Origin of the sequence: Paenibacillus sp. 1001270B_150601_E10, assembly GCF_015558675.1 — a bacterium.
Classification (GTDB): Bacteria; Bacillota; Bacilli; order Paenibacillales; family Paenibacillaceae; genus Paenibacillus_B.
Window position 1 is genome coordinate 183,071 of the sequence record NZ_JADMOL010000005.1, and the last position, 15,314, is coordinate 198,384.

Annotated in this window: 12 protein-coding genes; 3 read left to right on the forward strand and 9 right to left on the reverse strand. The window is 48.7% G+C overall.

Annotated features, from left to right (window positions below; translation table 11 throughout):
- Nucleotides 1-292 precede the first annotated feature (292 nt).
- Entirely contained in the window at nt 293-3,604 is a 3,312-nt protein-coding gene (locus tag I2H74_RS13995; protein ID WP_195574645.1) for a DEAD/DEAH box helicase, read from the forward strand.
- Between the two features lie 95 nt (nt 3,605-3,699).
- On the opposite strand, the gene I2H74_RS14000 is transcribed toward I2H74_RS13995, so the two are convergent.
- The 6 genes from I2H74_RS14000 to I2H74_RS14025 form a co-directional block, all read right to left on the reverse strand.
- Nucleotides 3,700-5,517 carry an APC family permease gene (locus I2H74_RS14000; protein ID WP_195574647.1) on the reverse strand — a complete coding sequence of 606 codons (1,818 nt, stop codon included), beginning with the start codon at nt 5,515-5,517 and terminating at the stop codon, nt 3,700-3,702.
- Nucleotides 5,518-5,969: 452 nt separating this feature from the next.
- Nucleotides 5,970-6,881 carry a metallophosphoesterase gene (locus I2H74_RS14005; protein WP_195574649.1) on the reverse strand — a complete coding sequence of 304 codons (912 nt, stop codon included), beginning with the start codon at nt 6,879-6,881 and terminating at the stop codon, nt 5,970-5,972.
- Complete coding sequence (locus I2H74_RS14010) at nt 6,853-7,149, reverse strand: hypothetical protein (protein WP_195574651.1); 297 nt, start codon at nt 7,147-7,149, stop codon at nt 6,853-6,855. Before I2H74_RS14010 ends, I2H74_RS14005 begins: the two co-directional genes overlap by 29 nt.
- A 123-nt stretch (nt 7,150-7,272) precedes the next feature.
- On the reverse strand, nt 7,273-8,667 hold the full coding sequence (locus I2H74_RS14015; RefSeq protein WP_195574653.1) for a sensor histidine kinase: 1,395 nt from the start codon (nt 8,665-8,667) through the stop codon (nt 7,273-7,275).
- A complete protein-coding gene (locus tag I2H74_RS14020) occupies nt 8,660-9,304 on the reverse strand; it encodes a response regulator transcription factor (protein WP_195574655.1) in 645 nt (214 codons plus the stop codon). The genes I2H74_RS14015 and I2H74_RS14020 overlap by 8 nt, the downstream gene beginning before the upstream one ends.
- Nucleotides 9,305-9,421: 117 nt before the next feature.
- Nucleotides 9,422-10,666 (reverse strand): DUF445 domain-containing protein, encoded by a 1,245-nt coding sequence (locus I2H74_RS14025; RefSeq protein WP_195574657.1) that lies wholly within the window; start codon nt 10,664-10,666, stop codon nt 9,422-9,424.
- A gap of 273 nt (nt 10,667-10,939) precedes the next feature.
- Between I2H74_RS14025 and I2H74_RS14030 the strand changes: the two genes are divergently transcribed.
- Nucleotides 10,940-11,866 (forward strand): carbohydrate deacetylase, encoded by a 927-nt coding sequence (locus I2H74_RS14030; protein WP_195574659.1) that lies wholly within the window; start codon nt 10,940-10,942, stop codon nt 11,864-11,866.
- A 10-nt stretch (nt 11,867-11,876) separates the two neighbouring features.
- Here I2H74_RS14030 and I2H74_RS14035 read toward each other — a convergent pair whose 3' ends face one another.
- From I2H74_RS14035 to I2H74_RS14045, 3 genes are all read right to left on the reverse strand, one after another.
- Nucleotides 11,877-13,148, reverse strand: a complete 1,272-nt coding sequence (locus tag I2H74_RS14035; RefSeq protein ID WP_195574661.1) for a Gfo/Idh/MocA family protein — start codon at nt 13,146-13,148, stop codon at nt 11,877-11,879.
- Nucleotides 13,149-13,490: 342 nt separating this feature from the next.
- Nucleotides 13,491-13,844 (reverse strand): hypothetical protein, encoded by a 354-nt coding sequence (locus I2H74_RS14040; RefSeq protein WP_195574663.1) that lies wholly within the window; start codon nt 13,842-13,844, stop codon nt 13,491-13,493.
- 69 nt (nt 13,845-13,913) lie between these two features.
- Nucleotides 13,914-14,738 (reverse strand): protein-glutamine gamma-glutamyltransferase, encoded by an 825-nt coding sequence (locus I2H74_RS14045; protein WP_195574664.1) that lies wholly within the window; start codon nt 14,736-14,738, stop codon nt 13,914-13,916.
- A gap of 174 nt (nt 14,739-14,912) precedes the next feature.
- Here I2H74_RS14045 and I2H74_RS24685 point away from each other — a divergent pair.
- Nucleotides 14,913-15,314 (forward strand): Gfo/Idh/MocA family protein (locus I2H74_RS24685; protein ID WP_229106667.1); only part of this gene is annotated, 402 nt, incomplete at its 3' end.

Here is a 15,314-nt window from a genome sequence, read left to right on the forward strand (position 1 = left end):
AACGTAGGGCTTTTTTATTCCAGTTATGCACAAGGTTTGTGCTCAAGGTCTATTGACGGGATGGAAGTGAATATTGCCGATTATATAAGCAGCATCTCATGAGCGGGAGCGAGATTCATACTTGGTAACGCCGAGGTACGCGTTGCTTTTACTCGATTCTTTGTCCTTCAGGCAAATCATTTGAGCATGAATTGTGCATGAACGTTGTGATTTCATCATCATTTGCCCATAATGGAACATAGAATAGCAGAATGAACGTTGAATCGAGTGAACAAAGTGAGGACGTACACCCATGAGTCATGCCCTGTCATTATCCGATATCAAAAGTTTATGCGGAACGAGCGCCTATCGCAGAGGCGAAGCTTATTTTAGAGAGCACCGCGTTAAAAAAGAAGAATATCGCACCAGTGACGGCGTCTATCAGGCTATTGTGCGCGGAGCGGACCCTTATCATGTTCGCATTGTGTTTGAAGGAGATAAGGTGACCCAAGCTTCCTGCACCTGCCCGGCCTACGGCACATACCGTTCCTATTGCAAGCACATCGCAGCCACCCTGTTCGATATCCGCTCCATGGAACGAGGGGAGCACGCAGGCGCTGCGACTGGATCGGAGGGGGCTGCAGCCCGAATGAAGCCATCTCCTGCACAGGTCGCCGCCTCCCAGCTTATTTCCTTATTCGAGGGAGGAAGTGAAGAGGAAGCACTGCTCTTAAGCGAAGAGGAAGCGGAGGCACGTATCCCGCTAACCGTAGAGTATACCTGCCGCTTCGTGCAGCCGATCTCGCAGCCTCCGCAGTTTGCCATTGAGCTTAAGCTAGGGACGATACGTACGTACGTTGTCTCGCATATCAAGGAGCTATTGGAGCATATCGCAAGCCAGCAGGAGTATACGCTTGGCAAGGGCTTCACCTGGGAGCCCTCCTTATATCGCTTCCGCAAGCAGGACGAGGAAGCGCTGCAGGCGCTTAGCGAGCTGTGCATGAATGAAACAGCGTACCGGAATGTGATCCAGACGAGCCTGAGCAGCTATGGCGGCGGCGGCTTCTTCAATCAAGGACGAGCGCTCTATATCCCGCCGTTTGCTTTGCCGCGCATTCTCGCCTTGCTTGCTCATTGCCAGGTGCGATTTGAAGCACATGGCATTGCTTATCCTGGCGTTGTGCTTTCAGAGGAACAGGTCCCGGTACACTTCCAGTTGTACGAAAATGGACAGGGACTGTATGAGCTGTCCTGTGACGGTCTTGCAGAGCTGGATCTGATTGAGCATTATGGACTTGCGATGTCGGGCAGAGAGCTTTATCCGCTTCGTCCGAAGCAGATTCAGCAGCTAAGCGAGATGAAGCAATTAACCAAGACGGCTAATCCCCTGCTCCTTGCAGGCGAGCAGCTTCCGCTCTTCATGGCACGAGTTGTGCCGGAGTTGGCTAGAATCAGCCACGTTCATATCGACAGAAGCATCGAAGAGCGGCTCGTTCGTGTGCCGCTTGAGGCGAAGCTCTATCTGGATATGGCGGATCGCAGGCTGCTCGCACGCTTGACCTATCACTACGGCGAAGAGGTTATGGAGCCGATGCAGCAGGATCTTGATGATATCGAGCCCACTGAACAGATACGGCTTCGCGACGTCTTGAAGGAAGATCGCATCATGGGCCTGATGGAGCAATCGGCTTTTAAATATAATGGAACCTCTCTTTATATGGATCAAGAAGAGGACATCGCGCATTTCTTGTTCTATCTGCTGCCGCGCTTGGAGCGTTGGGTGAGCATCTATACCACGCCTGCTCTGCAAGGTTCAATGCGTATGAGGAATGCCGCTCCACAGCTGTCTGTGGATGTAGACACCCAGATGAACTGGCTTGATGTTTCCTTCGAGATGGAGGGCATCCGTGAGGATGAAATGAAGGATCTGCTTACCCATCTCGTGGAGAAAAAGAAATATTATCGCCTTCAGGACGGAGCATACTTGTGGCTCGATGACGCTCGCTTCCGCAAGATCTCACAGCTGATGAGCGGCATGGGCGTGAAGCAAAAAGAGGTTCAAGGCGCGCACTTTGGCCTGTCGATCACACGGGGCCTATACCTGCTTGATGAAGAGGACACCTATGGCTCTGCCTCAGTGAAGCTCGGCCAAGATCTGCGCGACCTGCTTGCCAATATCCGCAATCCAGGAAGCCTCCACTTTGAGGTTCCGGGACCTCTGCAGTCGGTGCTGCGCGACTATCAGCGCACCGGCTATCACTGGATGCGAACGCTCGCGCACTACCGCTTCGGCGGCATTTTGGCCGATGACATGGGACTTGGGAAGACGCTGCAAAGCATCGCCTTCTTGCAGTCTCAGCTTACGGAAGCGCGTGAAGCGAAGCAGCCGAGCCTCATCGTGGCTCCAGCCTCCCTGCTGTACAACTGGCAGTATGAACTGTCCCGCTTCGCTCCGGACATCCGTGCCGTTGTCGTCGCTGGCACGAAGGAAGAGCGGCATACGCTCATCCAGCCTATGGAGGATAACGCTCATGCAGAGATGACGGACGTGTACATCACGTCCTACCCGCTTCTCCGCCGAGACGTCGAGGCGTATGCTGGCCTTCGCTTCCGTACCTTGATTCTTGATGAGGCGCAGGCTATCAAGAATCACGCCTCGCAGACGGCGCATGCCGTGAAGCAGCTTAAGGCGATGCAGCGCTTTGCGCTCACAGGCACTCCAATCGAGAATCGACTTGAGGAGCTGTGGTCGATCTTTGATGCCGTATTCCCAGACCTATTCACCAGCCGACGACACTTCCTGGAGCTGTCTCGCGAGCATGTCGCGCTTAAGGTGAGACCGTTTATTCTTCGTCGAATGAAGTCGGATGTGCTCACGGAGCTGCCGGAGAAGATCGAGACATTGCAGAAAACGGAGCTGTATCCTGATCAAAAGAAGCTGTACTTGGCTTACTTGTCTCAGCTTAAGGAGGAGACCAGAACACAGCTGCGGGAGGATGGCTTCCAGAAGAGTCGCATGAGAATTCTTGCTGGCCTAACAAGGCTTCGTCAGCTCTGCTGCCACCCATCCTTGTTCCTGAACAATTATGATGGCGGATCCGGGAAGCTCGAGCTCCTGCTTGAACTGATGCAGGAATGCATCGCAAGCGGCAAGCGCATGCTGATCTTCTCGCAGTTTACAGAGATGCTGAAGGTAATCCGATTGGAGCTTGAATCCCAGCTTGGTCTATCCTGCTTCTATCTGGACGGCAATACGCCTTCACGCGAGCGGCTTGAGCTGTGTAATCGATTCAATGAAGGCGAGGAATCTGTCTTCCTCATCTCGCTTAAGGCCGGAGGTACAGGACTTAACCTAACTGGTGCAGATACGGTGATCCTGTATGATCTATGGTGGAACCCTGCCGTTGAACAACAGGCTGCCGATCGTGCCCACCGCATGGGACAGAAGAAGGTTGTCCAGGTTATTCGCCTTGTCACTCAAGGTACGATTGAGGAGAAGATGGTCGAGCTGCAGCAGCGGAAGAAGGACCTCATCAACGAGGTCATCCATGCCAATGACAGTGAATCCCCATCCATCTTAACCGAACAGGACATTAAGGATCTGTTGATGCTGGAAGAGATGTAAGAAGCTGCTTTCAACCATCACAACATGTCTCTATCCGTTAAAATGAAAAAAGCCTGCAAGTCCATTTGAACAGTGGCGCTTGCAGGCTTTGCTTGTTATTGCTGAAAGTGATAAGGAACGGTCGCGATGACCACATCCTTGCGATTGATAAAGTAAGCACGCAGCATGACGCTTGATTGATTATGCAGTGCATGCTCCCACCAATGACGTGGTATAAATTGCGGGATAAGTATCGTTACATGATCATGCTCAGACTGCTTGCTCTCGACAATGTCTACGAACTTGACAAGCGGACGAATCACGCTGCGATAGCTGGATCGAAGGACAACGAGACGCACCCCCGGATCCCATTCGGCCCATTTTCTCTCCATAAGCTTAATGTCTTCATCATTGAAGCCTACATATACAGCAACCACATTGTCCGTCAACGACTTGGCATAACTAAGGGAATTCATGACCACTCTGGTAATGCCCGCTACTGGGACGACAATCGTATTGCCTTTGGCACTTGGCTTCTCTTCGTGTATATCGATTCGAAGCTCATCGGCGGTGATGAGATAATGCTTATGAATTCGGTGGAAAATGTACATCACTGTTGGCAGGAAAATAAAGACGACCCACACCTGACTAAACTTCGTGATCAAAAAGATCAGGGAGATCATGAGTGTGGTCAGCATTCCCACTGTGTTCACAAGAAATTTCAACAGCCAACCCTGCGGCTTCAGCTTCATCCAGCGAATCATCATGCCTAGCTGAGACAGGGTAAATGGAATAAATACACCGATTGCATACAATGGAATCAGGTTCGCCGTATGACCCCCGAACACCAGTACAAGCAAAGCAGATAGAACGCCAAGAATAATAATCCCGTTGGAGAAACCAAGCCGGTCTCCGCGTACCATGAACATGCGAGGCATGAACTTATCCTTCGCAAGCATATAGGCGAGCAGCGGGAAAGCGGAATAGGCGGTATTAGCCGCTAAAAACAAAATTAAGGCCGTTACACCCTGAATGATGTAATAGACGACTCCCCTACCAAATACAGCGCCTGCGATTTGGGAGACAACGGTCTCTTTGCCATTAGGGACAACACCGTACCAATAAGCCAAGAGGCTGATGCCAAGGAACATGACGCCAAGAATGATACCCATCATAGCGAGCGTTGCTGCTGCATTTTTCTCCGACGGCTCTCTGAAGTTCGGCACGGCATTCGACATGGCCTCCACCCCCGTAAGAGCAGAACAGCCAGAGCTGAATGCTTTAAGCAGCAGAAATAAACTGATATTTGCCGTTGCCGACTCTATATCCGGTACCGCAGCGGTTGCTCCGCCTGCCAAGTACTTCACAACGCCAGATAGGATCAGAATGAAGATCGCCACCACAAACAAATAGATTGGGATAGCGAGAACCGAGGCCGACTCCGTCACCCCGCGGAGATTCATAATGGTCAAAAACGTAATCATCAAGATGGCAATGATTACTTTGTGATCATGAAGGGCGGGAAAGGCCGATGTAATCGCATCTGTTCCAGCCGAAGAGCTTACCGCTACCGTCAGAATATAATCAATGAGAAGCGATCCGCCTGCGAGCAAACCTGTAGATACGCCCAAATTATTTTTGGCAACTATATATGCGCCACCCCCGGTGGGATAGGCAAATATCGTTTGACGATAAGATAAGACTAGAATGAGCAGTAAAAGAAGGACTGCAATCGAGATCGGTATCGAATACCAAAAGGCGGCCGTTCCGACCGTGAGCAGGACAATGAGAATCTGCTCTGTGCCGTAAGCAACGGAAGATAAGGCATCAGAGGATAATACCGCCAGCGCCTTCAGTCGGCCCAGCTTCTCTCCCTCCAGTTCCGTGCTCTTCATCGGTCTTCCGATCAATAAACGTTTTACTTTACTAGTCATGTCGGAGCACCCTCACTTTATTTGGATAAACATCATATAAACACATACATACGTGTCGAAGCTCAGAATTGTATGTTACTCCTGTCACAATCATCCTGTAAAGTGTGAAATTATACTCATATTTATTATACAAGCCTGTTATGGCCTAAATTCGGACAATGCATCTCTAAGAATACAGACAAGCTGCAAGATGGTCTTATTATCTTGCCTACTCCTTGATTTATGTGCTTTTGTCCCCTTTTTGCATGAAATACCATATCAGGCTCATTCACAGCAAGTTTCAACCGTCACACCATGAATGTGAGCTTCCATGTTGTGAGGCTGTGTTCCTCTCCAATTTCTATAACGGAGTTCTGCAGAAAAAAACGCACCATGGACATCATAAAAAGCACCACCGTCTTAAGCCTATGCTTGCACACGGTGATGCTAATGATGATGTTTGTTTTTTGATGTTAAGAGGTTGGACAAACAATGGAAAGCACGGTAAGCTCTGGTTTGCTGTTGAATCGTATCGGCTTTCTTGTCGTTCCGATCCCTCGATTGACGTATAGATATCGGCTGCGATGCTCTCCCTCAAGCTCATACAGCCCTTCCACATACTTCTCCGCTAAAGGCGGCGTAATAACCGGGCCGATCAAGGGAAGTTGAACCTGGCCGCCATGGCTATGGCCAGCGAGGATAAGATCTACCGGATAATGCCCCCATGTCTCCGCTACATCCGGCTCATGGACAAGCACGATATTATAGTCTTGCTCTTGAAGCCGAGACAAGGTGCTTTCAGGTTCAGGGTTTCCAAGCAAATAATCATCTAGTCCAGAGATGACAAGCTTTTGATTGCCTGCTATCGGTATTTCATAACGCTCGTTCACTAGCAGCTTGAAACCTGCCTGCTCCATACAGCTTCGGTAATAGGAGGATGCTCCGCCACCACGATCATGATTGCCATACACCGCATATTTCCCTAATGGCGCCTCGATCTTGGATAAGACCTCGGGAACTTGTCCTCTTCCGTCGGTGAAGAATCGGAATTTGTCAATCAAGTCTCCTGTAAACACGACGATATCTGGATGCTGATCATTTATCGTATGGACAAGCTCATCCAGCTGCATTACAGAGTAGCCTTTACCCAAATGTGTGTCACTGAACTGAACAATCTTCAGCTGCTGAAGCGGCTTTGGAAGCTGGTCTGTAATAACGACGGGATTCGTGATGCTTAACATTCTTGTTTCAATATAGGCACTATAGCCGTAGGTGCCCCCAGTCATGACAATCATCACGATGATCCTAAGAAGGGCAGCCTTCACCCACTGGCGATAGGAACGTTTCCTTTTCAAGCTAATAAAGCTCCTGCTCCTGGGCCGCATCCATCAAGGACGTATGAGCTGCCTCCGATTGGCTTTTTGAATATCCCCATACGACAGACAAGGTTAAGATAATAATAAAGGCTGCTAATACAAATTTCGTCCAGCGTACTTCCATGTTGATCACCCTTCTAATTCGTTCAATATGGTCGCAGTCCTTATCGTGATAGACTAACGTAAGCTGTCCACCAACTGCTCTGCCATTATCATACGTTGCCTTTGTTACACCAATATGACGAAAAAAAAGGGCTGCAGCCCTCAGCCGCAGCACCTATGTTTTATTCCAATTGTTAGAATCTTCTCTTCAATATATCCCGTTAATGATTTGCAGCCATAATCATCGTTTAATGACCTGAATAATCAACCGTATGAACGGTGCATAATCCCTTCATGACTAGTTATCACGCGTTTCGGTTATAAGCGGCAACTCCATTTCGAAGATGAAGAGCCTATCGTTCAAAGAGATACGAGGGCTTGCTCCATGCTTTAGCACAATGGCTCTTACGATGGACAAGCCGAGACCTGTCCCGCTTCGCTTTTTATTACGTGATTGCTCGCCGACATAAAAGGGTTCCCACAGCTTATCGGCATCAAGAGATGTCCCTTCGCTTACCTCATTGGTGATGCTGATTTGAAGCCTGCCATCCTGGCTCCTGAGCTCACCGTGGATAACGCGGCCAGATGCATAGCTCACGGCATTGCTAAGCAGATTGTCGAGCACTATGTCGAGCTTATCCGAATCTCCTTGGACAATCGCATGCTCTGCAGTATCAACAAGCTCAAATCGAAGACCATGCTGCTCCAAAGGAATCAGATAGCGTTCTAATGTTCTTTTTAGGAGCTGACGCATATCCACCTGTTCATGAACATACGTCTCCGTCTGAAGCCGCGATAAACGGAGAAGCTTGTCTACAATATGCTGGATCTCATCCGTTTGCTGCTCAATCACATCAAGGTATGTCCCATCATCCAGGCCATCCTTCATGCCTACTGCATAAGCTTTAATAAGTGAAAGCGGCGTCTTAAGTTCATGAGAGATGTTCGAAATAAATGCCTTAAGGTTGTCGTTTCGATCCTGAAGCGCTTGGTGGGAATCTTTTAGGCTGACACTCATCTTATTTATGCTCTCAGCCAGCGTCTCGATCTCGTCCCCAGTCTTGATGTGCACCTGCTGAAACGATAGCTTCGAGATGTGTTCCGCAGTCTCTTCAAGCTTGGCAAGCGGGCGAACGATTCGTCTAGCTATAAGCCAAGACAGTCCGATCGTAAGGACAAGCCCACCTAATGTAATATACACATAGAACTGATTGGCTATATAAAGAGGGTCCATCGCTTGAGCAATGGAATCACCCATAACAAACAAAGTGTCCTCCTTATTGACAAAGGCGACAAGGAAGCTTGTGCTCAGCTTCTGCTGGCTGTACAGCTTCATCACAGTCTCGTGCTGATTGAGCTTGTCCATGCTCCATGAAGAAATCCAGAATTTGCTCAGCGTAATTCCTTGCCGATTCAATAAATCCTTCACATTGCCGTTAAGCTCATTCTCATTATGCAGATATGGCGTATGAACAATCGTCACATCATATTTCTGTCGAAGCTGCTCGATCCGTCCGATTACCTGCTCTACAGAAAGCCCCTCAATCTCATCCACCAGCTTGTTCAGGTGAACCTTATGCTGATGCACCATATAGGTGGGCAGCAAGTATCGATTCGTCAGGAAGGTGATGAGAAAGACAACAATGACGACCAAGGACATACGGATGAATATTTTTAGGCCAAGCTTACTCATGCTGCTCCTCCAAGCTGTAGCCGATGCCGCGATGCGTCTTGATCAGATCATCCCCAATTTTTTCACGAAGACGCCTAATGTGCGTATCTACCGTACGCTCCTCTCCTTCATAATCAAAGCCCCAGCCATGATCAAGCAGTGCTTTTCGGGTCATGATTCTCCCACGATTCTGAATCAGGCATTTCATAAGCTGAAATTCACGATTGGTTGCCTGAATGTCTACATCGTTCTTATAGATCTTCTGACCTGCCATATCCACTCGCAGCGGTCCAATCCATACGTCATTCTCCATTTGAAGCAGCTTCTTTGCACGAATAAGCAATACTCTTGGATCAAAAGGCTTTCGTACATAGTCATCTGCCCCTGCTTCAAGCGCAGCAAGCTCATCCTCTGCCTCACCCTTGGCTGTTAACAGAAGGACCTTCATGCCATAGGGCTTAATCTCCTTGCAGACCTGAACACCGCTCTTGCGCGGCATCATCCAATCCAGCACCGCCAGGTCGAAGGACTGCGCATAGAATTGCTCCAATGCTTCTTCCCCGTCTTGGGCTGTCGATACCGTAAAGCCCTCTCTCGAGAAATACGCTTCAAGAATGTTAAGCATATGAGGCTCATCATCGGCAATCAGTACATGCATGCGAGTCACCTTCTTTTTCGTAGATGTCAAGTATTAGCGTCAAATCGAATCTTTTGCTTGTAAAAAGAGCCTGCCATCATAGACAGACTCTAAGCGACTATATATCCAACTTGTCAATTACAGCAGCATCTTCAACACAGAGAGTGCAAGTCCGATGACAAAGCCACAGAGGGCGCCGTTGACACGAATCCATTGCAGATCCTTGCCGATCTTGCCTTCAAGCATCTCAACCAGCGCTTCATCATCCATTTGATCCACATTCTCTTTGACTAGCTGTCCGATACGGTAGTGGTTATTCTCCACCACGTTTACAATAGCTTGGCTTACCTTATTCTCAAGTTCGTGAATCCACTCCGGATTGGCCCGTACCTGATTTACAAGGACACGGTAGCCCTTAAGGACAAGGCGGCCGCCGTTGTCACGCTCTCGAACAAGGGCTTTCAGCGCCATCGCTCGAATGTCTTCCATCCGTTCCTTAATCATGTCTTCGAAGCGCTCTTGCTCAATATGCTCCAGCAGCCACGCCTTTACACGCTCCATCTTCTCTTCATTCGATGTAAGCTGGAATAGCTGAACGCGAATCTCGCGGATAATCAATGCTCGGTATTCGTTGTCTTCTTCCTTCAAATCTCGAATGGATGACGCGATCATGTTCTGTAAAAGAATTCCCAGCTTATCCTCATCCATAAAGCCGGCAAAGGCTTGGAATGCAAAGCCCATTAAGCCGCCAAGCTTCACTTCGCCCATCTTCTCATTGGCGAGTCGTCCTAGCATCCGCTTCGTCTCTAAGCGACCTGCCCAAGTTTCCACCTGCTGAAGCACATAGTCTAGCGCCTTCTCATCATAGCCCTGCTTAATGAGATAGGTTGCTAGCTTATCTACCGCTTCATGAAGCTCTGCCTTGCGCACATAGGAGGCAAGCCCAGATTGGATCATGGGAGACAGCTTCTCTAGAGGAAGCTTCTCTACGAAGGTAATAACGGAGTCTATGAGCTGAGCGCGAACCTTCTTCTTCTGAATCGCTTTTGTCGCCATGGAAGTCGCACGTTCTACAAGATTCCACCCGCGCAGCTTTTTCTCAATGCTCTCCTTGTTCAGCAGCTCTGTCTCTAGCGCTGATACAAGGGATTGAACGATGCGATCCTTGTTTTTGAGCAGCAAGGAAGTATGCGGAATGGGAATTCCCATCGGATGGCGGAATAGCGCCGTCACGGCAAACCAGTCAGCGAAGCCGCCTACAAGGCCAGCCTCAAAGCCGCCCTGCAAGATTAGAATCCATGTATAATCAGGCAAAGCAAGGGTAATAAGAAACCCCGCTGCCATGATAATGAGAGAGATCCCCGCTATATATTTCGAATTCATCCCAACGTTCCCCCTATTCAAACGGGATATATTGAAGTGTACTTGGTTTTCCCAGTAAAAGCAAAATCCTTCTCAGCAGCGAGTATCGAACTGCATTTATCATTCTTTAAAGAGCTAGTGAACCCCACTGCCGTCCATTTGTTCAGGGCCCTGCTCCTCTCTTGAAAATGAATATTCTGTCCCGTGTTTATGCTGCGAGACTGGCATAAGATAAACCATATTGTTCACAGCTAACAGCAGCGTTTAGAAAAGTCTAGAAAGGATAACCCTGCCATGACATTCTATCTTATCATTAATGCGGATGACTTTGGCATGTCGGAGTCCATCAATCATGGCATCATCACCGCATACCGAGCAGGCGCAATTACCAGCACTACATTAATGGCCAATGAGGCTGCCTTCATGAATGCCGTCCATTTATCTAGGTCGTTTCCAGCACTAGGTGTAGGCCTGCACTTTAATCTGACAAGCGGCAAGGCACTCTCTCCACCCTCTCTTATTCCGTCCTTAGTTGATTCAGCAGGCAGCTTTACCATGCAAAAGCATCTATGGCGGGCAGAGCATATAGAAGTAGAATTAGAATCCCAATATAACCGGCTGCTCGCGGAAGGCCTATCACCTACACATATCGATTCCCATCATCATATTCATTTAGAACTCGACACGGTCTATAATGTCGTTACCGAATTCGCCTTTAGGCATAGCCTTCCTACAAGACTTCACCCCTTATCAAAAAATCGGCTTTATCCCCCGCAAACAACAAACTTCATTATTCTCGACACGTACCACGAACAAAGTGATATGGATAAGCTGCTTCGCCATCTTTCCTCCTTGCGCAAAGGCACGACCGAGATCATGTGTCACCCTGGGCCACTAGTCAGAAGCAGCGCGGAACGATATGAGTCCGAGCTCAGTGTGTGGACGCATCCTATTGTTCAGACCGCACTTTCTTCCCCTCATCTCTCTCTTATTCACTACGGGCACCTTGCAGCGATACCGCAGACATCAACTCGAGCTGCTTCTTCTCCATCAGCCATTGGACGTCGTCAGCTCCCACGCGGACGTCAACCTATCAGAAAAATGATAAAGGGCTCGTCCAGCGCCAGACAACAAAGAAACACTAAAGCAAGGACTCGCAATAGAGGAAACGCACGACGCCAACACCAACAAAAAGCCGCCCAAAGAAGGCGGCTGAGATAAGAGCATATGATCAGCGTGTAGCTTCCACATACAGCTGATGTTTACGATGTTCAATGAAAGCGGGAAGGTCGATAACCGTCCCCTGCTGCACCCTGGATTCCTCGGCGGCAAAAGCCAACATATGAGATTGAATGGATGCCTCGATCGATGTTAAAGCAGGTGCTGTGTGATGCTGCTTTACTTGCCTACAGAACTCTCTAAGCATCGATTCCGTGCCTTCCTTGCCTCCATCCTGCACTTGAACCCGATTCTGGCTGCCGCTCGCGAAGTCAAATACGTTGAAGGTTTGATCGGCTAGACTTCCTTGAATCTCCCCATGTGTACCCATAATGTGTACGCGCCGCGTACTGTCATGGGTAAAGGCAGACAAGTGGAAGGCAGCCGTTGCACCATTTTTGAACTCCATATTGACAATTTGATGATCGACTACGTCATTGTCACAAGCATAAACACAACGCCCATAAGGCGTATGCGGCAGTGCTCGCAAGATTCCCTCATCCGACAAATCCTCTGTGAAGTGTGCCGCATGTCGGCGCCCTTCACCAAGGTAATAGCGAAAGTCCGCATAGCAGCAGGACTCCAGATGCGGACAACCATCGGAGCAACGCTTGGGCGCTCCCGCAGGCGCATGCTCTGGACGGAAGTGAGTTAAGGAACCAAAGGAGCTGATGCGCTTGCAATCCTGTCCCATCAGCCATGCAATAAGGTCAAGATCATGACAAGACTTGGACAGAATAAGCGGACTGGACTCTTCTGAACGGTTCCAATGCCCTCTGACATAACTATGTGCCATATGAGCAAATCCGATATGCTCGGTCAGCTGAATGCTGACGATGTTACCGATATCACCACGGCGAATTAGACGGTTAATGGTCGACCAGAATGGTGTATATCGCAGCACATGGCATATCGTCAGCAATCGTCCTTTTTCCGTCGCCTTCCGCTCCATCGCTAAGCATTCCATCGGAAACGGCGATATAGGCTTCTCCAGCAGAACATGATAGTCAAGCTCCAGTGCGTTCATCGTCTGCTCGTAATGCATTCGATCATGGGTGCAGATCATCACCGCATCTGCATCTCGCGACTCGGTTAAGGCTTCCTTCCAATCTTTATACTGACGTTCAACAGGTATATGATGCTTCTTTGCAAACGATGTTCGGCGTTCATCATCTGGTTCTGCAACAGCTACGAATGTGAGTTCATCCGGATACTTCAGCGCATACGGTGCATATACGGTTGCCCCTCGAACACCTGCACCAACCAGAATAGCCTTAATGCTCATGACGGTATCTCCTCATTTCACCTATCCATCTCATCTAGGTTGCTTGATCCTACTTCATGTCACTTCATATATAAGCCTTTACATTTCCATCTGTCAATGGGAACAGCGGAGAAAGTGTGAATAAAAAATGTCACATCTTCTCCCTGTCCTAGCACTACTGATTCTTCTTTACATCTTATTCAAGGCTTGCCGATTTCAGAGAGCATATTCGCATTCGTTACTTAATCTGTCACAGCTTGCTTCCATGAATCGAATCGGATACGAGCCATGTCCCCCGCAAAGTTAGGCTTATATAAAAGCGATCAACCCGAAATTTAACGAGTTGATCGCTTATGGTACTCGCTATTCGCTGCTCTGCTTCGTGCTCGACTGAGCGGCTCCAGACGATGATTCTGCCGATGGTGATTCCGCCGATGTCGCTGCATGACTGGAATACTCCTGCAATGCAGCTTCCGAGATGACAACCTCATCTCCATCGCCATTCACGGCTTTCGCCTCTCCATGCTTAGCCGAGTCATCCTTCTCAGGCTTGGACTTCGCCTGCTCCTTCGAGAGCTCCTTCATCTGAATCTCCATATGATGAAGATGCTCCCGTGTCTGCATATTCTGCAGCACCTGCTGCTTATAGCCTAGAGATCCGCCGCCAAGCGCAAGCTCAAGCAGGGGGTTCATTTTCGTTCCTGATTGAATGTTCATCCCATTATCACCTCGCTGCTCATTCTGACGAATAACGTTCATTGTATATATCGGCATATGAGCAAGCTTTTAATAATCAGCCACAAAGAGATGAGAGCCTATGCGTGCGGCAATCCGATTACCGCTGCATGACTGTAAAATATCAAGCGGATGGCGATTCTCCATAAGCCTTCGTATATATTCATAATCCGGCATCAGGACTATGTCTGACAGAAATGCGGATGTTCTCGCCCCTCTTTTCCGATACTGGTTCAACTCCTGAATGATCTCTTCACCGGAGCCTACCCCGATGCCATGCCCATAATACAAGTCCCTATCGAGCATGACCACATTTTCTCCCTGCCACCAAGGCTGTAAAGGATCATGGTCTGGATTCTCAAAATACAGCACATCACCTGGGTAGACGGCTTGGTTGTTATGATGGGTGACGAAACGAAGATCGCTGTCCACATTCCAATCACGCAAATACAAATCTGTAAAGTACCGATCAAACGCCTCCTTGCCAATCGTCTCTAGCACCGCCTTGTACATAATGATGATAATGGCTGTCGCACATTCAAAGGCATATAAAGGCCCGTTATTAAAAATATCGCGAATTGCATCAGATGGCGATTGTCCACTCACAAGCTGAAACCCGCCATTTGCCGTTCGATTCCAATATACCGGATTGCTCTTTGAGCGATTAAAATCCGCAAAGTTCACACCACTGCGCGACAGTTCATTTGCCGCAGCGACGATTTGACTTCTTACCTTCAATTCATGGATTAAGGATGCTGGTGAGCTATAGACATAGATCTCATTGCTTCTTCGCTTCTCGTCCAGAATGCGACGCTCCAGATATGTGAGCTGAGATTCGTCCAATTGAAAATCAGCACTGCCTGCTACATAAATCATATCGAACCTCCCGTAGGTCACCTGTTGTTAGACTATTGTACGTACCCGACTTAGCAAGGGTGAATCGAAATCATGTTAATGTGACAAACGGCACAGAGTTGTAAGCGCTTCTTTCATACATTAGACGTATCCTATATAATAGAGTCAATAGCTAACCAATTGAGGTGATACGACATGACAAACAAACAATATGGACTTGGTATTGTTGGATTCGGCGGTATGGGGGAACACCACAGCCGCACATTAGAAGGCAATAAAAGCATTAAAGTCGTAAGCGTATGTGATATTAAGCCTGATCGCGTGCAGCATGGGGAAACGCTCGGGTATAAAGGATATGAGCGCTATGAGGACATGCTGAATGATCCTCAAGTTGCGTTGATTCTGATTGCAACGCCAAATGATGTGCATAAGGAGCTTGCCATTCAGGCCATGGAGGCAGGCAAGCATGTAATCTGTGAGAAGCCTGTCGCGATGGACTCGGCAGAACTCCAAGATATTCTAGACGCAGCGAAGCGTACAAGCCGCGTATTCATGGTTCATCAGAACCGCCGCTGGGATAATGATCTCCCAGTCATC